Origin of the sequence: Bacillus sp. A01H (assembly GCF_045277205.1) — a bacterium.
GTDB lineage: Bacteria > Bacillota > Bacilli > Bacillales > Bacillaceae_G > Bacillus_A > Bacillus_A paranthracis.
This window is the reverse complement of record NZ_CP117703.1, coordinates 125257-147400: the sequence shown is the minus strand read 5'-3', so window position 1 is coordinate 147400 and position 22144 is coordinate 125257. Positions and strand designations below refer to the sequence as shown.

At 36.0% G+C, this 22144-nt stretch carries 15 protein-coding genes and 8 pseudogenes; 8 read left to right on the top strand and 15 right to left on the bottom strand.

Annotation, left to right across the window (positions count from 1 at the left end; genetic code table 11):
* Positions 1-69: 69 nt before the first annotated feature.
* Positions 70-387: pseudogene (locus PSR14_RS30140) on the top strand (IS3 family transposase); the annotation flags it as partial.
* A 55-nt stretch (positions 388-442) separates the two neighbouring features.
* Here the strand turns inward: PSR14_RS30140 and PSR14_RS30135 are convergent.
* From PSR14_RS30135 to PSR14_RS30115, 5 genes and pseudogenes are all read right to left on the bottom strand, one after another.
* Positions 443-839: pseudogene (locus tag PSR14_RS30135) on the bottom strand (IS6 family transposase); the annotation flags it as partial.
* Between the two features lie 100 nt (positions 840-939).
* The gene (locus PSR14_RS30130) at positions 940-1992 is read right to left on the bottom strand and encodes an HBL/NHE enterotoxin family protein (RefSeq protein WP_098214341.1); all 1053 of its coding nucleotides are present in this window, start codon (positions 1990-1992) and stop codon (positions 940-942) included.
* 162 nt (positions 1993-2154) lie between these two features.
* Positions 2155-3228 carry an HBL/NHE enterotoxin family protein gene (locus PSR14_RS30125; RefSeq protein ID WP_098214340.1) on the bottom strand — a complete coding sequence of 358 codons (1074 nt, stop codon included), beginning with the start codon at positions 3226-3228 and terminating at the stop codon, positions 2155-2157.
* A 270-nt stretch (positions 3229-3498) separates the two neighbouring features.
* A complete protein-coding gene (locus PSR14_RS30120; protein ID WP_270792788.1) occupies positions 3499-4704 on the bottom strand; it encodes an HBL/NHE enterotoxin family protein in 1206 nt (401 codons plus the stop codon).
* Between the two features lie 41 nt (positions 4705-4745).
* Positions 4746-6029, bottom strand: a complete 1284-nt coding sequence (locus PSR14_RS30115; protein ID WP_098487610.1) for an HBL/NHE enterotoxin family protein — start codon at positions 6027-6029, stop codon at positions 4746-4748.
* Positions 6030-6510: 481 nt separating this feature from the next.
* Here PSR14_RS30115 and PSR14_RS30110 point away from each other — a divergent pair.
* Positions 6511-6702, top strand: a pseudogene (locus PSR14_RS30110) (IS6 family transposase); the annotation flags it as partial.
* A gap of 682 nt (positions 6703-7384) precedes the next feature.
* On the opposite strand, the pseudogene PSR14_RS30105 reads toward PSR14_RS30110, so the two are convergent.
* Positions 7385-8262 (bottom strand): annotated as a pseudogene (locus tag PSR14_RS30105) (hypothetical protein); the annotation flags it as partial.
* Positions 8252-8794, bottom strand: a pseudogene (locus PSR14_RS30100) (ABC transporter ATP-binding protein); the annotation flags it as partial. The pseudogenes PSR14_RS30105 and PSR14_RS30100, both read right to left, overlap by 11 nt.
* A 326-nt stretch (positions 8795-9120) precedes the next feature.
* Between PSR14_RS30100 and PSR14_RS30095 the strand changes: the two are divergent.
* Both PSR14_RS30095 and PSR14_RS30090 read left to right on the top strand, forming a co-directional pair.
* Positions 9121-9525 (top strand): hypothetical protein, encoded by a 405-nt coding sequence (locus tag PSR14_RS30095; RefSeq protein ID WP_098214337.1) that lies wholly within the window; start codon positions 9121-9123, stop codon positions 9523-9525.
* Positions 9479-9775 carry a type II toxin-antitoxin system RelE/ParE family toxin gene (locus PSR14_RS30090; RefSeq protein ID WP_098214336.1) on the top strand — a complete coding sequence of 99 codons (297 nt, stop codon included), beginning with the start codon at positions 9479-9481 and terminating at the stop codon, positions 9773-9775. The genes PSR14_RS30095 and PSR14_RS30090 overlap by 47 nt, the downstream gene beginning before the upstream one ends.
* Before the next feature lie 147 nt (positions 9776-9922).
* Here the strand turns inward: PSR14_RS30090 and PSR14_RS30085 are convergent.
* The 3 genes and pseudogenes from PSR14_RS30085 to PSR14_RS30075 all read right to left on the bottom strand — a co-directional run.
* Positions 9923-10383 (bottom strand): annotated as a pseudogene (locus PSR14_RS30085) (IS6 family transposase); the annotation flags it as partial.
* A gap of 172 nt (positions 10384-10555) precedes the next feature.
* Positions 10556-10705, bottom strand: a complete 150-nt coding sequence (locus tag PSR14_RS30080) for a hypothetical protein (protein WP_257147387.1) — start codon at positions 10703-10705, stop codon at positions 10556-10558.
* A gap of 435 nt (positions 10706-11140) precedes the next feature.
* Complete coding sequence (locus PSR14_RS30075; protein WP_270792790.1) at positions 11141-11608, bottom strand: hypothetical protein; 468 nt, start codon at positions 11606-11608, stop codon at positions 11141-11143.
* A gap of 241 nt (positions 11609-11849) precedes the next feature.
* Here PSR14_RS30075 and PSR14_RS30070 point away from each other — a divergent pair, with 241 nt between their 5' ends.
* Positions 11850-12446 (top strand): methyltransferase, encoded by a 597-nt coding sequence (locus tag PSR14_RS30070; protein WP_169509505.1) that lies wholly within the window; start codon positions 11850-11852, stop codon positions 12444-12446.
* A gap of 1741 nt (positions 12447-14187) precedes the next feature.
* Here the strand turns inward: PSR14_RS30070 and PSR14_RS30065 are convergent.
* Both PSR14_RS30065 and PSR14_RS30060 read right to left on the bottom strand, forming a co-directional pair.
* On the bottom strand, positions 14188-15225 hold the full coding sequence (locus PSR14_RS30065) for a hypothetical protein (RefSeq protein ID WP_270792791.1): 1038 nt from the start codon (positions 15223-15225) through the stop codon (positions 14188-14190).
* Positions 15226-15238: 13 nt separating this feature from the next.
* The gene (locus PSR14_RS30060) at positions 15239-15469 is read right to left on the bottom strand and encodes a hypothetical protein (RefSeq protein ID WP_065486461.1); all 231 of its coding nucleotides are present in this window, start codon (positions 15467-15469) and stop codon (positions 15239-15241) included.
* A 635-nt stretch (positions 15470-16104) separates the two neighbouring features.
* Between PSR14_RS30060 and PSR14_RS30055 the strand changes: the two are divergent.
* Positions 16105-17221, top strand: a pseudogene (locus PSR14_RS30055) (RNA-guided endonuclease InsQ/TnpB family protein).
* Positions 17222-17656: 435 nt separating this feature from the next.
* Here PSR14_RS30055 and PSR14_RS30050 read toward each other — a convergent pair.
* On the bottom strand, positions 17657-18892 hold the full coding sequence (locus tag PSR14_RS30050) for a peptidoglycan DD-metalloendopeptidase family protein (RefSeq protein WP_257147414.1): 1236 nt from the start codon (positions 18890-18892) through the stop codon (positions 17657-17659).
* Positions 18893-19191: 299 nt separating this feature from the next.
* Between PSR14_RS30050 and PSR14_RS30045 the strand changes: the two genes are divergently transcribed.
* On the top strand, positions 19192-19785 hold the full coding sequence (locus tag PSR14_RS30045) for a TasA family protein (RefSeq protein ID WP_098487819.1): 594 nt from the start codon (positions 19192-19194) through the stop codon (positions 19783-19785).
* Between the two features lie 211 nt (positions 19786-19996).
* On the opposite strand, the gene PSR14_RS30040 is transcribed toward PSR14_RS30045, so the two are convergent.
* Positions 19997-20368, bottom strand: coding sequence for a rhodanese-like domain-containing protein (locus PSR14_RS30040; protein ID WP_098487820.1), 372 nt, complete (start codon positions 20366-20368; stop codon positions 19997-19999).
* A 105-nt stretch (positions 20369-20473) separates the two neighbouring features.
* Here PSR14_RS30040 and PSR14_RS30035 point away from each other — a divergent pair.
* A pseudogene (locus PSR14_RS30035) lies at positions 20474-21590 on the top strand (RNA-guided endonuclease InsQ/TnpB family protein).
* Positions 21591-21853: 263 nt separating this feature from the next.
* On the opposite strand, the gene PSR14_RS30030 reads toward PSR14_RS30035, so the two are convergent.
* Complete coding sequence (locus PSR14_RS30030) at positions 21854-22141, bottom strand: rhodanese-like domain-containing protein (RefSeq protein ID WP_406644253.1); 288 nt, start codon at positions 22139-22141, stop codon at positions 21854-21856.
* Positions 22142-22144: the final 3 nt, after the last annotated feature.

The following is a 22144-nucleotide window of genomic DNA, read 5'->3' as shown; positions in this document are numbered from 1 at the left end:
ATCCCACTCGTCAATCCGTAAGGAGTAGGGCTTGTGAATTTAGTCGTGGGAGTCTCAAAAGGATATAAGAAAGAACATCCGAAAATAGGATTAATTATTCATATAGACCAAGGGTCTCAGTATACAAGCAGTACTTTTCAAGCCACACTCAAAAAGTATGGTGCTATTTCGAGTGTCAGTAGAACAGGAAACCCTTATGATAATGCATTGATGGAATATTTTTATAAAAATATAAAAAGAGAGCTTATTCAAGGTGCCAAATTTAGAACAACTGAACAAGCTCGGACAGAAATATTTAAATATATAGAGTTGTATTACAATACAAAAAGAATGCATTTTTCTTTGGATTATCTTTCTCCTATCGAATTTGAGAAAGCCTATTCATAATATTCACCTAACTTAGTGTCCAGTAAATGTTGACAAGTCCAATTGTACCGGGCTCATTTTTATCAACTGTGATTACACGAGATTTTGCAACATAAAAAGACCGCAAAGTCTTCTTGAAGAATCGCTTTGCAGCCGCAGGGTTTCTAGATTTGTGTTTCCTTCAGAAGCAACAGCACGATATAGGTTACAGCCATTGTCTTTTTAACTTTTATGTACGTTTCATCTACTCTCCAGGAGTTATTCGTTTGAGATGACGTCGAATTCGCTTATCTAACTTCGGCCTATATTGATGGACCCAACGCATAATCGTTGTATGAGCCAGGGATAGTCCCCTTTCTTCTATTATTCCTACCAAATCACGAAAACAGAGATTGTACTGTAGGTACAATCTCTGTTAACAAAACACTATCCGGCTGATAATGCTTCCGTTTAAAAGAAGTTTCCTTTTTCATACTAATCATATACCTTTTTAAGAATACTAGTATCAGTATGTCCAAGTTTGAGCGAGTATTTGCAAGGGGCCTGAAGTTTTTGCACCAGAGCCACCTTGAATTATGAATCCGTAGTATACAGCTTATATAACCGTTCCACATATTCGCTAAGATCTTGCCAGTCATTCTTGGCAACAGTAAGATCGGATTGCATCACTTCAAACATTTCAGACTCTATATTATCTATAGAGTTCAATATCGTTTCATATTTAACTTGAATAATACTCCATTGTGTTGATATTTGCTGAAAAGCGTTTACCACGTCTTTGATTGTCTCTGCCATATCAAGCGTTTTCTTTTGAACATCTGTTACAATCGCTATTTCTCGCTTTATACCATATATACTGCCCATTACTTTGTCAATTTCATCTTGTGCAGCCATAATCATTATTTTTGCTTTCGCAATCAGGGGTCCACCTATAACACACCCCACGATTGTTAAACAAAGAGCTTCTCCTTGTTGAAGTTGAACTCTTTGCTTGTTAATTTCATCATTTAAAGTCGTAATTTTTTGTTGTAGTCTTGGAATATCCATTTCTATTTTAGCTAAAGTAGGCTCCAACTCAATGAAATCTGCATTAAAGTTTTGCTGATCTGTATCTAATTTCAGTTGAAATTTATGAATTCGCTCCAACATTGTATCGGCTTCTTGTTTGTTACGTCTTACTTGTTCATATAATTGTTTGATCTGCGTTTTTGTTCTATCCTTATCTTTTTTTTCAATAGCCTCCGCTAAGAACCCAGCAGTCTCTTGAAATATATGGTTAAATTGGGTAATCGTTTGATTGGTTTCTAACATGCTTACCTTTATATCTTGTTGCCATTCTATGGCATGTTGTTTTGCTTGATTATGATGCTGCACTATCTTTGTTTTGAAATCGTTTTCTATTAGGTTCACAGTACTCAAATCTGCTGTAGATTGCTTTTGTATGTTTTCAGCATATGAGTCCATGATAAACACACCCGATATATTTTTTTGTGCAAATTCTTTTAGTTCTGCTGGACCTAGGGATGGTATTGTGGTTGCGTAACACTGAGGGATAAATAGAGAAAATCCCATACATCCTATGAGAAATAGGCTTACTATTTTGTGTGTAAATCGTCGCTTATTCATGTTTTCACCCCTATAAAATATATCTATTTACAGTATGCATAGACACCATACCTCGAACAATAATATATTGAGATAAATCGTTGGTTTATTTAGAGGATAGTGATATCATCCCCCAATAGTATATTTTATATCAAAAATTTCTACACTCGTTTTTACATTCAATTATCCACGTTCATTTTTATATAATTGCTGTAATTGTTCCACATATTCGTTAAGATCTTGCCATTCTTTTTTTGCAATCGTCAAATCGGATTGTATCCAATCAAACATCTCAGGGTCTATATCATCTATAGCGTTCAATACCGCTTCATATTTAATTTGAATAATACTCCATTGTGTTGAGAGTTGCTGAAGAGCTCGTGTCGCTGAGGTGATTACTTCTACCATATCTGTCATATTGTTTTGAGTGTCTGTCAAAATAGCAACATCGGATTGTATTCCTGAAAGACTTGCTTTTAATTTTTGAATGTTTGCCTCTGCCTCTGCAATCTTTGTCCTTACATCCGCAAGATTGTCTTTATTCGCACGACCAGAAGATATTAAATCCCAAAGAATATCTTTATTTTTTTTGATAATCTCATGATTCACATCAATTTGGTTTTGTAAATCTGAAACCCACCCAGTTTCACTATTTATAATAGGCATTAACATATTCACATCTTTTTTAAAATGCATGACATCTGCTTCTATATTAGATTGAAATTCTTGGAGCAAGCTTATCAGTTGATCTGATTTCCTTTTATTTTGCGAAATAAGATAAAATAAATCGTGTATATGAGAGTGTAGCTTCCCTGTTTGTTTCTGGTGAATAGCCATAGATATCTGTTCGTATCGTGATTGAAATTGAATATTAAACTGAATAATATTTTGGCTAGCTTCTAAAATCGTTTTTTCTACTCTCTCCCAATCATTTGCGTTTTCTTTTGCAATTTTTTGATGGCATATCATGTCTGAGCGCAGGTTATCCTGTATCATTTGAATGCCTTCCAAATGTATGTCTGGTTGTTTTTGGATATTTTCGGCATATAATTGCATAACAAGCAGGCTGGAATCAGTTTGGCCTAGTGCGTACTTAAACTCCGAAGGGCGCAAAGAATATATTTCTTGTTGATTTGTGTCGAGAGTAGAAATTTGGATACTTTGTGCCTCCGCCGAAGGTATAAAAAGTGCATAACCCGTTAGAATTCCAGCCGTTAGTATTGTGAGTATTTTTTGGGGATAATATAGTATGTTCATATTTTCACCTACATATTCATCTATCTTTTTATAAAGCAGAAACCACCTGTTACAACACGGATGGTTTCTGTTTTATATTTGTCAGTTTCAAATATATGCACTAGATTTGAAACCCTAGTAATCTTTTTTATTTTTTCTACAAGTTCCCTTTATACATCCATTCTGCCTACATTTGTTTACATTCAAGTCATAACTTAAAAGGAATAATATAGGGGTGTTGAAAATATAAGTAGGATTCATTTATCTACCATTTCATGGTATCCGAATCGTTTATTCTTCTGTTTTTGGGATAGTAGTCAATCCGGATAGTTGGTCTTGGATTTTTTCTGCCCATGTTCTTAAATCCATCCAACTCTTTTTGGCAACCGCTAAATCTTCTTTAATGAATTCTAATTCTTCTGGGCTCATTGTATCTATATTGTCTAGTAATATTTCATACTTCATATATGTCGTGCCCCACTGGGTAGATATATGTCCTAAAGCTTCACGTGCTTCTTTAACTGCTGTATACAAATTATCTACAGAAGATTGCGCCCCCTTTAAAGTTTCAAGTGCTACGTTGGCATTTGCTAACTGCTGAGAGGCCTGTTTCAGTCCTTCTTTCGCAGTGTTCATTGAGTCATAGTTTGTATATGCTGCATATCCAGCGCCTGCTAAAATAGAGATTGCCCCCACGCCTAAAATAACAGGGACTAGCGTTCCTCCAGAGAGAACGGCTAGTCCAATCGCTAATCCACCTATCCCCAAAGAAATACCCATTCCTACTGCGCCACCAATTAAATATTTTAAGCTATGATCAATGGTCGCGTTATACGTGTCAATTTGTTTTCCAAGTGCTTCTATGAGAGAATCTTTTCCGGCTAAAATTGCGATTAATCGTTTTCCGTCTGCATCAAAAGCTCGAATATCATGCCCTAATTTAAGGTCAAATTTTTCTAAGTTTGTAATTACATTGTTAACATCACTTTGTTGTTTTTTTGCATTTTTCATGAGCCTATCTGCAATCACTCGTTTTATTGCCTCTTTATCGTTGGCATCAATAGCCTTTTCTAAACTTTTGCTATATTCCTGAAATTGGGTATCATAACTAATAATCCCCTGATTCACTTTCAGCATCTGTGTTTTTAAATTTTGATTCCAAAATGTCGCATTTTCTCGAGCCACTTGTTGGTGAGTAGGCAGGTCTTTTTTTAACGAGCTATCCTTGCCGTCTAAATCTACCTGATCTAAATTAATGTCAGCTTCTGCAGTGATTTTTTGTGCATAGACTTGCATGGTAGCATAGTAACTGTCCATAGCTGTAAGGTTTGTTTTGAAATTTTCTGCATCTTCTTTATTTAGATTCCATTGTCCTTGTTTATGATTTTCGCTTATCGTTTGCTCTTGCGCAAAAGCTTGAATAGGTGGTGCTAGATTAACAGTCGTCATCGCTAATAAAGACGCCATTGCTAAGACTTTATACGGATATTTCCTCATGATTCTCTCTCCTTATTGATTAGTTATTGTGATATTATTCGTTATCCGTTCAATGCATTGTCGAAACTTTTTATTTGGTCTTCTAATTGTTTACATAGTAATTTTAATGTTTTCAGATCCGAAGATGTCGGTTTTTCAGGTAACTCTTTTATTGTTTGTTCGATTATCGTCCAATCTTTTTGATGTTTTTTCAAAAGGTCCATTTCTCTATCAATTTGTTCAGCAAATATATCTACTTTACTTTCAATCAAAAGAAGTTGTAGTGCCTGAATATCAGCTGTTTGTAAATCTCGAGTTGCTGCATATAGTTGATTGTTTTTTTCTGCTAAACTTACAATAGCCTCTTTCTGTTTTTCAAGGGCAGCATTACCTGCGGCTTCCCCGTCTATGATTTTTTTTATTTGATCGATATCAATTTTATCCATAAAATCATATGTTTTAAGAGCCGCAGCTTTAAGCTCTATCCCATCTGGAGTCTTAGCGAAATTCGCTTCTACTTCCTTTATAATTTGTTCAATGTCGATACTTTCGCCTCCATCTTTTTTGGCTTTTTCTATAGCCGCTTTTTTTGCGTCCTCTAATTTTTTAGTTGCTGCCGCCAAATTTTCTAATGCAGCCTGAGTTTCTCCTTTAGCCATCGGGTACAACAATTTCCATACTGCAGCACCTATGCTTGTTCCAGAATTGACTAGTATTCCAGGCACAGAACTAATTGCATCTAAATCTTTTTGCATACCTGCTTGGATCGTTGCAATCTCTTCTTTCAATTTTGCAATTCGGCCAGACCCTCCATTAAAAAACGTATTAGTTTCTTGAATACGCTTTGTCAAACCATCTTTATGTTTGTCTAAGGAGTTTTTTAAATCCTCTAACTCATTGAGGGTTTGCTGTATAGCTCTTTGTTGATCTATCAGTCTACTGCCTAATCTTTTTGGAATTCCTCCTAGATTTTCTTGCTCTACATATCCATTAAAAGTATTAACGAAATTTCGATTATTTTCATTTATGTGTAATAAACGTTTGTTAAAAATTTCTTTGCGCCATTCGTTCATGTCTGCTTGAATCAATTGATGTATATCTTGTAAACTAGGAATCTGCGGAAGGTTAAATGCAGGTTGATTTTCTATAATAAGTGCATAGGCTTGTAATAATGTGGCTTGTTCTCCTAATTTTCGTAAAGAGCTAGAGAATTGGCTGGTATCCACATTTTTCGTAGATGTTACTTGATCGGGGTAAAACATGGGTGCAGCGAATACATTTGTTGTTCCTAAACTACTTGTCATAACGGTCGCTACTAACAGGCTTGTATATAATTTTTTTTTCATCTGTCTGACTCCTCTTCTTATTTCTTTTGTTACAGGTTTGCATATCCCTATTAAAAAATAGTCAATTATAAATGAAAATGCAGTTCACAACAACCAAACTGCGTTTTTTCGGCGCACAATGAGTTACAGTAATTATTCATAACTGCTCAAACTATAATCATATGCTATAAATGCGTTTAAACTATTTTGAATTTTAAAACAAATATCTAATAATGAAAAAACTCTACATATTTTTTCTTCATTTGATTTTCACCTTTCTTTGTTTTTATTTTGAACAACAGTAAACACTATAGATAACTATTTAATTTATTGGAATAATAAAAAAGCCCTTAACGAACAGACAACATCCTTTCAATTATATATTGAAATTCCATTCGTTATTTTTTTAAGTTTCTAGTGCGAAAACTTCAGGACACTTGCAAATACTCGCTCAAACTTAGACATACTGATACTAGTATTCTTAAAAAGGTGTGTGATTAGTATAAAAATGGAAAATTCTTTTAAACGGAAGCATTATCAGTCGGATAGTATTTTATTAACTGTGCGTTGGTACCTACGGTACAATCTCATTTTTCTTGATTTGATAGAAATGATGGAGGAAAGAGAACAACCCCTGGCTCATACAACGATTATGCGTTGGGTCCATCAATATGGGCCGGAGTTAGATAAGCGATATACTGTACCTTCGCTACCATAACTGCTTAATTACTAATAGCAGTGGAGAATATTATCTGCAAGGAGACATTTCAAAAACCAATGTTAAGAACCATCGTGTTCTCATTGATCAAGATGTAGCAACCATTATTCAAACGATGATTAAGTAAACGAAAGACCAGTCAACTGCAGAAAATAATCCAGAGAAATACTTGTTTGTTCGAATAAAAGGACAAAGAAATGGGAAACCGTTCATAGTAAAAGCTGTTCAAAATGCTCTAAATCGTTGGGCTAAACGATATAACATTGTAGATCAATACGGAAATATTTATCACTCTGAAGGATTCCAATAGGAATCCTCATTATTTCTTGGGAACGTATCCTTTCTTTGCACAAGAAGCCTTTTTCTTATTGCGAAAGTAATTAAAGGGGCATATTTAGAATTATTTTTCATCTTATTCTTCCTTTGGTGAGGGATCTGGCATGAACCTGCTTACACATGTCTTTACGAACAAAAAAGAACAAATTATTGAAATAATCTGTTCTGAGAGAGATGATACAATTTGAGTTTTTTTGCACAAGAACCAATTGTTTAACCATAGTGCGAGTCCTTTTCTTAATTCTAGCTCTTTTTTCCTCCTTCAAAATAATCAACACATGAGGGCTGATTATTTTGACACTTCATATAAATCATATTTACATTACTCTTCTTTCGGAAGTACAATTTTTTATATAATTGAACCGTAATGAAGTAATAGATCAAGTAAATCACTACAAAAATAACAAGTGGTAACCATATACGGAAATACGGATCAATTAAAAGAGGGCTGAACATATTCATCCCAACTAATACGTGAACAATACCCACAATTGCTGGGACTAAGAATACAAAGAATAACTCTTTATAAATCGATTGTGTTAATAACACTCGGCGAACACCGATTTTACGAAGCATTTGATAACGTGTACAATCTTTGGATGCACCAGACAAAACTTTAAACATCAGACAGCTTGCCATCATTGCTAAGAACGCAATTCCACCAGCTCCAAGAGAGCTACTAAGATTGCTACCGTTGCAAGCACGTTTGTTAGACTGTTCATATGGAAGTTTAATTGCGCAAAAGTAAAAGTTTTCAGCCCTTTTTCCCTATGTTTTTTATTACTCCATCATAACGGGGAGAAGAGATCCAAATAGCATGTATGTACCCACTGTAGCTGTGATATTATACCCAATGCCTAGTAAAAGCAAACCAAGGAATGCAACTACAGCTGTCATTTTCTCTTTTACCTCGTCACGCTCTGTTTGTGAATCTGCATGTACAAGTTGCAAAACAGAAATACGTGACAATTTCATACTATTCATGATAACTGATAGTCCAAATAAGACAAAAAAGAAGATGCAAGTAATAGTCATAGATGGAATATAAAATGCTTTATAACCTTCTCCAGAAAAATCCAACTGATTCATTAATAACTGACCGATACCTGCTGCAAGTCCTACACCAACTGCAATTCCGATTGCAAGAGATGCGACTATGATTGTTTCGATAAACATAAGTAAGGTAACTTTATGCTTTTTGTGTGCCTAAGTCTGCAAGCACGTCTAAAATTTCTTTATAGAATTTGTCACGTGTACCACCGCGATGAATTTCTTTATATAGCTCTCCATCTTGAATGAATAAAATACGTTGACAATAACTTGCACCATATGGATCATGCGTAACCATCATAATCGATACACCTTGTTTTGCATTTAAGCTTGTCATTGCATCCAGTAAACTAGTTGCGTTTTTAGAATCAAGAGCTCCTGTAGGCTCGTCCCCTAAAATAATGGCCGGTTCATGCACTAACGCACCTGCGGCTGCTGAACATTGTCTCTGCCCACCAGATATTTCAGATGGATATTTTTGTAGAATTGCTGAAATTCCGAACATATCGGCTCCCTTTTCTACCTTCGGTCCAATCCTACGTGATGAAACACCTTGAAGTGAAAGTGGAAGTGCGATGTTTTCATAAATAGATAAGTTTTCTAATAAATTAAAGTCTTGGAAGATGAAGCCTAACTTTTGTGAACGGAAATCTGAAAGCTCACCTTGCTTCATTTTTGTAAGGCGATGTTTCTGCCACTTGAAAACAGCTACTTTAGTATGGGGATAATACAAAAAATCCCAACTGATGATTGGATTGTTACAATGAAGGGGCCATGGTTTAAATGACATCAAATATAGACTTTTACAAACAGTATTACTTGTTTAGTTTAATGTAAGGATTTTATAACGTAAGGAGTATACAATATTCATTTGCTTATTCCCCCATTTCAAAGAAGGGATGGGCAAAAGCACCCTTTATCCATGCTGTTCCTTGAATTTTAATTTTACTCATGCTAAAATATAGATATCCTTGATTATCAAGGAATTCGTTATGTGAGGTGATATACATGGGTAACCTTTTTGAAAAAGAATTTGAGTCCATCGAAAATAAAGAAATCACAATTACAGGAAAAAGACAAATTACCATTCCTAAAAATTATTATGATTATTTAGGTATGACGGATTCGCTCCATGCCATCCTTACCCCTCAAGGGATTTTTTTAAAACCATCTAAGAAAGAACAAACAGTATATGAGGATGATATTCAAAAAATTGTTTCTGAGTTAATTGCCAGAGGCTATAAGGGTGGCGAACTTGCCGAGAAGCTATCAAAAAGAATTGCTGAATACGAACAGTTTTTAGATTATAAGATTGAGCAATTCCAAAAAGAGATGGAAGGTTCTGTAGGTAAGGAGGATGATTTTAATGGACTTGACATTTTCTTTGACGAAAAAGATGGAGAAACTGATTAAAAAGTTAGAAAAAAGACAAAAGAAGCTTGTAGATGAATATGAAAATAAAAAGGAAATTATCTTAAAAAATCCAGGTATCGGTAAGACACTTAAAGGTGATCTAAGTGAGTATAGAGTGTATGATTGGACGATACAAGGGACTGGAATTCGTTTAGCATATGTGTACTATATGGAAGACAACCACATTATCTTTGTATATTTTGGAACTAGAGAAAATTTTTACCAAGAATTAGGACGATATGTCAATTAAGTCGAGAAGGGGTCTGGTGCAAATACAGTTATATATGAAAAAAAGAAAAGGATTCCTAGCGGAATGGAACTTTATGCTGTTAAGCCAAAGATTTCATTGATAAGATACATTTGCTTTTGGACAGACTTCTCCCCTTGGAGGGTTTGTCCGTTTTTTGATAAATCGATGATCTTGCTCAATGATATTGCTTAAATATTTTTTCACACGAAGTGGTATACAGTTTTCTTCCTTTAGTTCACGTATCGCAACAGGATAGGCCTTATCTCCATCAGCAGTTATCGAACGAGGCTTTGTGGCATGACAAGAGGCCAAGGCTTTCTTTAGAAAACGCTTGGCAGCCTTCGCATCTCATTTACGACTTAAATAAAAATCAATCTTGTTTCCTTCGGAATCGATCACATGATATAAGTACATCTTTTCTCCTTTGATTTTGGTCCATATTGATGAACCCAGCGCATAATGGTTGTATGGACTAAGGAGAATCCTCGTTCTTCCATCATTTCCACTAAATCACGAAGACTTAAATTGTACCGTAGGTACCAATGTACTGTTAGCAAAATAATATCAGGCTGGTAATGCTTCCATTTGAATATATTTTCTTTTTCCATACTGGTCATACACCTTTTTTTAGTAGTAGTACCAGTATAGTCTAGTTTGAAAGCATACTTTCAAATCATTTCGATTTTTTGCACCAGAACCTGTAAAAGTCCTTTGTGCTTGGTAGGCTGGGAGGGCTTTTACTATGTTTTGAGAGGGAAGTTTAAGAAGTATCTGTTCGTTCTAGCGCTGTGTTCTCTTCTGTACTTTGTACGCTTCTAAATCTTCTTGCAAGTATAAACGAGTTTTTCTAATTGTTCCAAATTCTACAAACGATAATATTTTACCATGCTGTACAGATTGATTAAATGCTGATGTAGTTTGTCCTGTCATCGTGCGAGATTCCTCTTGCATAACTAAATGCTGTTTAATCTACGTTTTGACTTTGTTTCTTTGCATTTGTGTTCATCCTTTTAATATAGCTTGTGTTCGTGATAACAATACAAATAATTGCATGTAAATAATTTTATGCAAGAGGTTAAAAAAGTAGCTATTTATTAGCTACTCAGAATGGAATACATATCATGGATGGATAATAACATGCTCTGATAAACGGTATTTTATACAGAAGGATACAAAAAATCGAAGGCGTTTTCGTATTTTTCATGTTACAATTATCTTAAGCAACTCTCTGCTATGTATTAAATATTTTATGCCATACTTATCCGAAAAACTCTCTTATCACAATATAAGAGAGTTTTTTCTGTGTTATTTTAAAGAGAGCGTATCAATTTGAATTGAGAATTGATACTGTTCATGTGATGCCTCTTATAACAAAGTAGCAAGGACTTGCAATTGGTGGATGATTTTTTGTTTAGACTGGCATCCCGTATAGTGGATATGAAAGGATTCTATTGGTTCTACTGGTAGTGTTGTTGGTTCGAATTTTGGAATCACGGGTACCTCTTGCATTGGGATGGTGGGTGCACTTGTTTGTGTTTGGACTGGTTCAGTAGTCTTGGACTGTTGTGAAGCAATAGGAGTATCGTCTTTGGATGGGGTTCGTTCTTTTCCTTTTCGCTGTAGATGCGCTGTTCCTTGCAGTGGAATTTCATGTTTTTTGTACAATTCGTATAGTTTACTATTATACGTGCCTAAACCCGCGGTAATTTCTTTGTTGGTGAAATGTTCTTTCCAATATTGAAGACGCATTTTTTGTTCTTCTGCAGGGAGAGCTTCTAAAGAAGCTAATGGCAAAAACGCGTTTAATTCTTCTATACATAATGTTTCTGTCAATGAGAATCACTCCTTAGAAATTGATATGGTGTACAAATTCTATATGAAGACAAAATCTCCTGTGGAAAAGAATGAGAGAGTCAAACATTAAAAATACTTTCTTATCGCGTCCGAAAAATAAATTTTAAAATTTCAGAATATTTCCTTTTAATTTATTTCTTGTTGTGATATGATGTTTCCAACCCTTTCGTATGACATGATTTGACACGTTTCGCAAATAAAAAGGGAAAAGAGGAGGAATATACGTATGAAACGGTATAAGGTAATCAGTGCTACAGCTTTAGCGGCAATGTTGTTAGTAACAGGCTCATCCACATCCGTATTTGCTGCAGAAAAAGAAACGACCACGCAACAAGTCGTACAAGCATCTCATGTATTCTCACCCCAATTTATTGAACAAACGAAAAATCTAGATGCTATTCCTATGAATAACCTTGATAAGGCGGTTCAAGCTGCTTTGTTAGGACCTGAAATTAAAAAATTAAAAGTATTTGACCATGAATTTAATGTGAAACCAGCGTACATTTCGAAACTAGGCAATCAAACTGTCGTAAATGGTCAAATTTCACATCATTTAAGTTTTCGTTTAGATGATCAAGTCTATTATCGCTTTGTAAAAGAAGATGGGGTAATCAAAAATTTAGAAATTAAAATTGATCGTGGTGGATGGACAAAAATTACAGCACCTATCGGTGCAATCGTTGCTCAATATTTTGGCGTTCCGATTACACCAGATCTTCTATCACAAATTGGCCAACAATTAGGCGCTTTAACAGATGGAAAATGGGAATACGCTTCGGAAGCGATTGTTGCCGCAATTGGTTTATATGTAGAATAAACGGTATCATTCTATTTTATTTTATTTCGTAACAAAAAAGGTGATTCCCATTCGAGAATCACCTTTTTGTCTGCTATTTAAGAAGGGACGTTTGAAAAAGAAAATCTATATGGTTTACTGCAGTTCCTGGATTTCCTATTTTGTACAGAACCTGATAGCGTGTCGTATACAAGTTAGCTAAAGTCGTAGGAGTGTCAACGAACAAGAACAAGAAATGGAAGCATTATGTACAGAGATGAGGAATAGATTTCATGCTACACTTTCAAAATGCTGTACTCGTACTTGAATACTATGTCTGCTTTGGTATAACATAAAAAGGAATTGAGTATTGAGAGAATCAATTCCCGTGGATTGCTCATTTGTCAACAGAATACCTAGTAAAAGAATCCTTCTTTATGATAGGATTCTTTTACTTTGTTTGGAGCATGAAATATAATACGGTATCTTCCATTTGTCTTGGTGCACAGTCTCTTTTCATTGCGCGTTGTTGCAGTAACTTTTGTTGAAAGGGCGATCATTCAATTGGTAATTGTAAAAGTAAACGAATGAAATACCTTAGTCCTATGTATCTATCATACATGTAGAAATTTCTCAATATTCGTCGATGAGAATGTGTGCTAAGATACAAGTGGATGTAAATTCCTTTCCGTTGTTTGTAAGTTTATATATAAAGAAGAGACGCTTTCATAAAGATTGCGTTTTTTCTTTTTTGTCTTATTATAAATTTTGAGAATGAAAAGAAAAACATACAATAGACAAAGAAGGAAGCCTACAAAAATGAGTTTCCGAATCGCTTTTATTTTTTATCTATCTTGTGGGAGCTAATAGAAAGGAATTAAAATAAAATATACTTGTTACTATCTTGTTGTACACACACTTATATCACGTTTAGCACGGTACTACATATAAGAATAAGATACAGAAGTAATCCCATAAAGAGGATATATTTCAAATAAGTTGAATCATGAAAACCACTAAACAGAATGACACCTACAATTGTAATCAACATAATAGATAATAACACAACTGGATGTAAGTAGAGTGGGTTTTCAGTTATATAGATAACATAACAAGAAAAAGAGATTATGAATAGTAAGAAAGCCACGAGATTAGATTTATACATACGAGGATTCCTTTCTCAAAAAACATATAAAACATTGACGAATTGTAGCGAATCCGTATGGGTCTCGTACAAAGGGTGCCGAATCAAACGTTTGATTAAAACATAAAAACCGTGATAGAGGTCCTCTATGGTTGGTACATCAACATTTCACCATCAAGGAAATCCCCTTGATAGGCAGTATGTATTCGCCATATGTTGCAATCTAATCATCGGGTTTCTTACCCATCCCCTCCAAAAGGTACATTAAGGGTTTATCCCATAAAAGGAAATGTTTCTGAACCAGTCTGTTCTACATTGATTCAGAGACATTTTAGTGATTCTATTCGTAAGAATAGATACAGCGAAGTTAAGATTCTTTCATTAGCCCACGTTTTTCAATCTCACGATATAATGTTGATTTTATTACAGTCGTCTTTTTCTTGTTTTTCAAAGATCAATGACATGATCTACTAAATCCTTGTTTTTTCCTTTACGTCCAAACTTTACTCTATGTTCTCTCGCTCTGAGCTTACCGGCCATCGTCCGCTCAAGAATGAAATTACGTTCCATTTCCGCGAACAGCTCCAACAGCGTAACCATTGCTGAGATGTTTAATAGGTATCGCAAGGGGAGAAAATGTTATAATATATTTTCTGCCACTTCGATGCTAAGTAAAGATCGTACATGTTCGATCTGGTTTGCGATTGTAACTGAGGCTGAACCAGCAAATAACAAGCCAATGGCAACGCCATCATTTGTCGTGATTAAAGAGCCAGAGTCTCCGCCTGAAGAAAGGTTGGTTGTGACAATTTGATCTCGAAACCGTGCAACTTTACCACTTCCGTAATTCACATCTACGGTCGCGTTTACCGCAGTGATGACTCCATGTGTATGATTTGTGGTCCGTCCCGTTTTCATGATGCGCGTACCGACGGTAACATTTTGTTTTCGTCGCCAGCCTTGCACAGAACCAATCCAATGAATCGAACGATCTATCTGATGAAATGGTGCTTCTGCAATCGCGGCATCAACAAGATTGTTTTGATTTTCAAGTGGTACTTGTGAAGAAAAAGTAATTGGGATAAACCTTGATAAGATTGCAATCCGATCTGTTGGATCGCTTCCTCCATCAATTGGACCAGGTTGTAAAATGGGATCGCCTATGTTCGCGTTATTACTATTCGCTAATACATGATTGTTACTTAATATATAGTATCGATTTGGGATACCATATCCATGTGCTGGCGGATTGGTAGAACCATTCGGTAATATATCATATACGCAAGTCGCAATCGTACCAGCCGTCACATTTCGATGAGCAACGCTATATCCCCCTTTGGCTGGACGAACTCGAGTGGAAAGTGTTTGTGTATCAACTTGTAATGTTTGCTGATTCCCAGCAAATAGATATCCTGTTTGGATGACGTCGGTTTTGATTCCGTTTATTTCTTTTGGAATGACTTGATTCGTTTCTAATGTTTCAATAGGTAGTTTTTGGTCTACAAATACAAGTAAAGAGGGTGTGCCTGTCATAACCCCGTTTACCTGTTGAATACCAGCTCCAATACCTGTTACATTCCGAAACTGTAAGAAAGCATCCTCTACATCTTGCTGCACTTTTTGAATGTCTTGTTGTTCCTGAACAGTCAACACCTTTATATTTGAATGTTTCCCCATAACACTCTCCTCCTTATCCCGTGTAATGATTTGTAATGGTCCCCACTTCTATAATGTTCGTTGGGTATGTTTCTAATTGTGTAGGTATTTGTTCCGCTGCTTTTAATTGAGAACGTGGTACTTTTTTCGAAACAAATACTTGAATCACTTCTTTTTCTTGTACAAATCCCATTCCTACTCCTACAACATAAGGTAAACGTAATAAATCTGTTTCATATTTGCGCACAACTTGTTCTAATTCCATTGGACCGCTCCCTCTTCATTTAAATGATATATTCGGTTTGTCTTCGATGATTTAAAAAAATGGTGTATGACACCACTATAAGTATTTAACTATACTCCTGTATTTTCCTTCTTGAAGCATAAATGAGAAAGAAAAAAAGAGACCTTCTATAGAAAGTCTCTCTAAAAAACTTATTTTGTTTCCTACTCTTACAAAATAAGTTACATAACAGCTTACTTATAAAATACTAGAAATTTTCTGTATAAAAAAGCGGGAAAATATATAAAAGTATAGAACTTCGGAATATAACAATGCAAAATATAAGCCTCACTGAATTATAAATAGGGCTTAAGCTATTGATAAAACATAGATACAATTCTTCCTTTTCATATTCAGCAGTAACAGATGGTGTACGAGTATGTATTCATCTAAAATCGGCAAGGATACCCCCTACTTCAATCGTGTGAAGGGCGATAGCCCAACGATAAGTGGGGGAGGAATTGCCGGCAGATACGGTATGGTACGTTAAAAACCCTAAGATTCTGTACCATATCAAGTATTTGAAGCTTCCACCTTGCCTCCTACTTTCTCTACTTAAGTTGTTTGCTTTCACTAAAAATCTGTTACAATTTAATTAGTGAAAGGCGGTGAAAATAATGCCTACAATTACTGCAAAAATACAAATCCATGTTTCCGATAATCAAGCTGAAAGTCTAAAGATAACAACGAACGCTTACCGCAAGGTTTGTAATTGGTTATCAAAACACATATTTGAAACAAAGAACCTTAATCAAGTAAATCTCAATAACTTATATTATTCTGATTTGCGAAATCACTTTAGGTTAAAAAGTCAAATGGCTCAATCTGTAATGAAAACTGTAAGTGCTTGTTACAAGTCGGCTAAATCAAATGGACATGAATTGGTCTTTGATTGACTTTAAACTTGCAGAATATGATTTAGTCTGGAATCGAGATTATTCACTAACCAAAAACCAATTTAGTGTAAACACGCTTGAAGGTCGCCTAAAACTAAATTATGAGCGTAAGGCTATGAAGAAATACTTCAACAGCACTTGGAAATTTGGTACTGCTAAATTAGTGCATAAGTACAAAAAGTGGTTCTTACATATCCCGATGACAAAAGAGTACCAAACATTAGATTTCGCAGATGTAAACAACATCGTTGGTGTTGATTTAGGAATCAACTTCCTTGCAACCACTTATGATAGTCAGGGCAAAACAACCTTCTACAACGGAAATATTGTTAAACATAAGCGTGGTAAATTTAAAGCTACTCGTAAGCAATTACAAACACGACAAACACCATCTTCTCGTAAGAAAATAAAACAAATTGGCTCAAGAGAAAACCGTTATGTAACTGATGTAAACCATCAAATTACAAAGGCACTCGTTGAGGCATACCCTAGAGGTACTATGTTTGTTTTAGAAGACTTAACAGGGGTTCGTTCTGCGACAGAGAAAGTACGAGTGAAAAACCGCTATGTTTCTGTATCTTGGGCTTTCTATCAGTTCCGTCAAATGCTTGAGTATAAAGCTGAATTGAATGGACAAAAGGTAATTGTGGTAGACCCCAAATATACTTCCCAAACTTGCCCTAAGTGCGGAAACATTGAAAAAGCGAATCGTAATAAAAAGTTACACACTTTTAAGTGTAAAAATTGCCAATACCAATCAAATGATGACCGTATTGGTGCGATGAATCTACACCGTAAGGGAATTAAGCATACCAGTGTAGTTACCACAGGAGTATAGCTCTTGTGGTAGGGGCGAAGTCAACCGTCCTTATGCTCCACCATACTAAGGTAGGAGAGCATTGCTCGTTCGTACTACTGGGTAGGAATAAGCGTAGTTGCTCTCTATGAGGGTAGAAGCACTGTCGAACTCCGACAGACGCAAGCCCCCACTTCAAACGACCCGTAAGGGTGTTAAGTGGCGGGTTGTTGACAACATAAGTAATAGAAAATAGAACTTTATTTTTTATAAACTTGTATGCTAGTTATGGAATGTATTTAGGATCTTTATACATACAACAAACAGAGGCGTATACCAAAGTACCTTCTGTTTGTTGTATAAGAAGAGATTCTGGGTTCTATCTTAATGAAAATAATGATTGGGATCGTCCAAATTGGAGGTTGTTCCATGTAAGGGACCCTATCAATTTTTCATTTTACATACATATATGATGCGCTACTTGTTACAAGAAGAAGCTATCGCATCATTGGTACCTGTATACAGATAGGCGTCACTCATCCAATACCCATTTGTTAGTTGATTCCATCTATTTGTACTCCCCTTACGACCAGTAAATGTCGCCCCATTTGCGGTACAAGAAACCGTTACAACCTCTCCATCATGAAGAGAACCTACAACCGGATAGTTCGTACCGGGGCCTGTACGAAGGTTTACTGTACGCCCTCCATTCGCATCTACAATCCCTTGATTCGCAAGCAGTTTTCCGTAATTATACAAAGTATAGCCTGTATATCTCACTGTACTCCCATGCATCGCATAGCCATTATAAGGGGAGGTTTCAAAGAATACCCAGCCACCTAGTTCTTTTCCTTGTAAAGGTATACGCGTATTGCCCTGCAAGAGGGAAAAATGCACATGGCGCCCACTTGCATATCCACCACACGATACATCCGTCCCCGTATAACCTAAAAAGGTTCCTTCTTGGACTGGCTGACCATTTGGTATCATATTATTCCACAAATGATAGTAATCCGTGGCATATCCATTTTCATGATAGATACGGATCCACCCTCTGTTATTTGCGCACATGGTGTAAGCTATGCCATCTCCTGCAGCTAACACGCGTTGGTCTCCACCATATAAATCAAGAGAACTATAGGGTCTATCTGATCCTGACCATCCATGAGGACCGCCAGACATCACCCAAGATTGTCCTTGTTCGTAAGGTAACCGAAGCTCAAGCCTATTCTGTGAGAGGGCCTGCGCATTCCGAAGTAAAGAAAATGCTTTTTTTTCTTGCGCGCTCATCATTGCATCGGGAATTTGTTGTGAGAGTTCGCTGAACAAATCCATCCCTTCTAAAGCGACTTGCCAATTTGTAGTAGAGTGTTTCGCAATGAAAAGTTTTCCTTCTGGAAATGCTCCTGTTACATTTGGAGCCAATATCACTACAGATCCAAATGCCCAGTGCTCATCGTTGGATAATCGCTTCACATTCACCTGCACTTGTGTCTCTGTAAGCTGTGGTTCTTCCCCTAGTGTCTTTTTTTGTTGCGATAGTACCTGTAAAACAGCATGTTTAATCGAAGTTTCTGGTGTTTGCACGGGTAGTGCGTTCTTCATCGGTTTTGGATTATCTTTTCGTAATATTGAAGCGTACATCATTCCTATTAGCAGTAATACTAGAAATACACCAAATAAAATCCATCGAAACCTCTTCTGAAACCTCATTCTTTCACCCCTTACATTTATAAAAATAGCTTTCATAAAGGATATATGCCATGTTTTAGTATTTATTTATAAGAAAATTGTGTGAGTAAGCATTTTATATTGGAGAGTAAGAATGAAAAGTAGCAAGATATTAGGGGTACACGTAACTTTGTATAGTGAGGTATTTCGGAAATCTAGATGACCATGAAAATTTCTCAATATGTCATGTTTTGATTTTCATATAAACTTCTCTCTATTCATGCTATATCTATATCAAGGGGTTCTTACATAGATTAGAAATAGAATAGGAGGAACAAAATATGTCATTCAAAAAGAAATTAGGGGTAGGAGTGATTTCTGCCGCTCTTGGTTTATCTTTCATCGGTGGGGGAACATATGCCTATTTTAGTGATCACGTGGTAACGAATAACACATTTACTGCGGGTACATTAGATTTAGCTATGCAACCTACTACTTCGTTGGATTTAATTCAGTTGAAACCAGGGGATAAAATATTAAAAAAATTCAACTTGAAAAATAGTGGTACGTTAGCTATTCAAGATGTTGTGATGAAAATAGATTATACGGTAAACGATGATCTGAAAAATAATCAGGCAGATGATTTTGGTAAGCATATAAAAGTACAATTCCTTTGGGATTGGGACCCAGCAAAGAGCCCTGTTTATGAAACAACCCTTGCAGAACTAAAAGAACAAGGACCAGAAGTTGTTTCAAAGAAAGTATTTGCATCCAAATGGACAGAATCACGAGGGTTACAACCTGGGAAAATGGATTGGTTTTGGATGAAGTTTATATTTGAAGATAATGGAAAAGATCAAAATATGTTCCAAGGAGATAGTATAGCTTTAAAAATGGAATTCCAAGCAAATCAAACAGAAGGAAGGGAAAGATAAAAAATACTGCACAGAAAATTCGTAATAAAATAAGCACTTGATGTATCGAGCTATCGTATAGAGTAATTTACAAATTCAAATGATACATAAAAAACCGTTATATTTGTTTCATTACAAAATATAACGGTTTTTTATAGATGTCTATCCCTTTTCACTATTCTTTTCATCCTACATCCTTGCGCATGATGATTGTACCTTTCTATCTCTTTATTTACACCTTTAGCCATGCTAAATATCCACCTTGTACATTTATTACATCCTTTACACCATGTTTCTGTAATATACTTGCTGCAATAGCGGAACGTATACCAGAACGACACTGTACAATAATCGGACGATCTTTTGGAATGTCTTGTACATGCTTTGTCAGGTGTTCTAGCGTAATATGTTTGGCATGCGGAAGATGTCCCTCGTTCCATTCCGATTGATTTCGAACATCAATAACGGGATGGGTTCCCGATTGTATAAGAGGAAACAATTCTTGAACGGTTCTTTCTTCATCTAAAATCGGCAACGATAAGTGGGGGAGGAATTGCCGGCAGATACGGTATGGTACGTTAAAAACCCTAAGATTCTGTACCATATCAAGTATTTGAAGCTTCCACCTTGCCTCCTACTTTCTCTACTTAAGTTGTTTGCTTTCACTAAAAATCTGTTACAATTTAATTAGTGAAAGGCGGTGAAAATAATGCCTACAATTACTGCAAAAATACAAATCCATGTTTCCGATAATCAAGCTGAAAGTCTAAAGATAACAACGAACGCTTACCGCAAGGTTTGTAATTGGTTATCAAAACACATATTTGAAACAAAGAACCTTAATCAAGTAAATCTCAATAACTTATATTATTCTGATTTGCGAAATCACTTTAGGTTAAAAAGTCAAATGGCTCAATCTGTAATGAAAACTGTAAGTGCTTGTTACAAGTCGGCTAAATCAAATGGACATGAATTGGTCTTTGATTGACTTTAAACTTGCAGAATATGATTTAGTCTGGAATCGAGATTATTCACTAACCAAAAACCAATTTAGTGTAAACACGCTTGAAGGTCGCCTAAAACTAAATTATGAGCGTAAGGCTATGAAGAAATACTTCAACAGCACTTGGAAATTTGGTACTGCTAAATTAGTGCATAAGTACAAAAAGTGGTTCTTACATATCCCGATGACAAAAGAGTACCAAACATTAGATTTCGCAGATGTAAACAACATCGTTGGTGTTGATTTAGGAATCAACTTCCTTGCAACCACTTATGATAGTCAGGGCAAAACAACCTTCTACAACGGAAATATTGTTAAACATAAGCGTGGTAAATTTAAAGCTACTCGTAAGCAATTACAAACACGACAAACACCATCTTCTCGTAAGAAAATAAAACAAATTGGCTCAAGAGAAAACCGTTATGTAACTGATGTAAACCATCAAATTACAAAGGCACTCGTTGAGGCATACCCTAGAGGTACTATGTTTGTTTTAGAAGACTTAACAGGGGTTCGTTCTGCGACAGAGAAAGTACGAGTGAAAAACCGCTATGTTTCTGTATCTTGGGCTTTCTATCAGTTCCGTCAAATGCTTGAGTATAAAGCTGAATTGAATGGACAAAAGGTAATTGTGGTAGACCCCAAATATACTTCCCAAACTTGCCCTAAGTGCGGAAACATTGAAAAAGCGAATCGTAATAAAAAGTTACACACTTTTAAGTGTAAAAATTGCCAATACCAATCAAATGATGACCGTATTGGTGCGATGAATCTACACCGTAAGGGAATTAAGCATACCAGTGTAGTTACCACAGGAGTATAGCTCTTGTGGTAGGGGCGAAGTCAACCGTCCTTATGCTCCACCATACTAAGGTAGGAGAGCATTGCTCGTTCGTACTACTGGGTAGGAATAAGCGTAGTTGCTCTCTATGAGGGTAGAAGCACTGTCGAACTCCGACAGACGCAAGCCCCCACTTCAAACGACCCGTAAGGGTGTTAAGTGGCGGGTTGTTGACACGTCTCTAATGACCCTATATCTTCCAGTGTGTTTGAAGGCATATAGGCTATCGTACGATCTAATCCAATTTATTCCAAATATCTCCGTACCTCGTTTATATTTGCAGACAGAGGATCGATAACGATGATAAGGTCCTGACTATCCTCTAGGAGCCAACCACACCAGGTTGTAAAAGACTGGTTATAAGGAATATTCAGGGACCCCTTTACGTGACCAGATGCAAAAAACGTTGGTTCTCTTGTATCAATGATTTGTTGGTCTGTATGTGCTAATTGTTGCCATGCAGGGAAAGAATGTATTTCTTTTATGAGAACCTGTGTACGAATCGGTGGACCATCTTGATTGACTCGTTTCATTTT

Excerpts from the sequence above, each read along its gene's own strand:
- PSR14_RS30130 (WP_098214341.1), bottom strand. The coding sequence starts at position 1,992 with ATGAATAAGCGACGATTTACACACAAAATAGTAAGCCTATTTCTCATA.
- PSR14_RS30125 (WP_098214340.1), bottom strand. The coding sequence starts at position 3,228 with ATGAACATACTATATTATCCCCAAAAAATACTCACAATACTAACGGCT.
- PSR14_RS30120 (WP_270792788.1), bottom strand. The coding sequence starts at position 4,704 with ATGAGGAAATATCCGTATAAAGTCTTAGCAATGGCGTCTTTATTAGCG.
- PSR14_RS30115 (WP_098487610.1), bottom strand. The coding sequence starts at position 6,029 with ATGAAAAAAAAATTATATACAAGCCTGTTAGTAGCGACCGTTATGACA.
- PSR14_RS30095 (WP_098214337.1), top strand. The coding sequence starts at position 9,121 with ATGGGTAACCTTTTTGAAAAAGAATTTGAGTCCATCGAAAATAAAGAA.
- PSR14_RS30090 (WP_098214336.1), top strand. The coding sequence starts at position 9,479 with ATGGACTTGACATTTTCTTTGACGAAAAAGATGGAGAAACTGATTAAA.
- PSR14_RS30080 (WP_257147387.1), bottom strand. The coding sequence starts at position 10,705 with ATGACAGGACAAACTACATCAGCATTTAATCAATCTGTACAGCATGGT.
- PSR14_RS30065 (WP_270792791.1), bottom strand. The coding sequence starts at position 15,225 with ATGGGGAAACATTCAAATATAAAGGTGTTGACTGTTCAGGAACAACAA.
- PSR14_RS30060 (WP_065486461.1), bottom strand. The coding sequence starts at position 15,469 with ATGGAATTAGAACAAGTTGTGCGCAAATATGAAACAGATTTATTACGT.
- PSR14_RS30050 (WP_257147414.1), bottom strand. The coding sequence starts at position 18,892 with ATGAGGTTTCAGAAGAGGTTTCGATGGATTTTATTTGGTGTATTTCTA.
- PSR14_RS30045 (WP_098487819.1), top strand. The coding sequence starts at position 19,192 with ATGTCATTCAAAAAGAAATTAGGGGTAGGAGTGATTTCTGCCGCTCTT.
- PSR14_RS30040 (WP_098487820.1), bottom strand. The coding sequence starts at position 20,368 with ATGGTACAGAATCTTAGGGTTTTTAACGTACCATACCGTATCTGCCGG.
- PSR14_RS30030 (WP_406644253.1), bottom strand. The coding sequence starts at position 22,141 with ATGAAACGAGTCAATCAAGATGGTCCACCGATTCGTACACAGGTTCTC.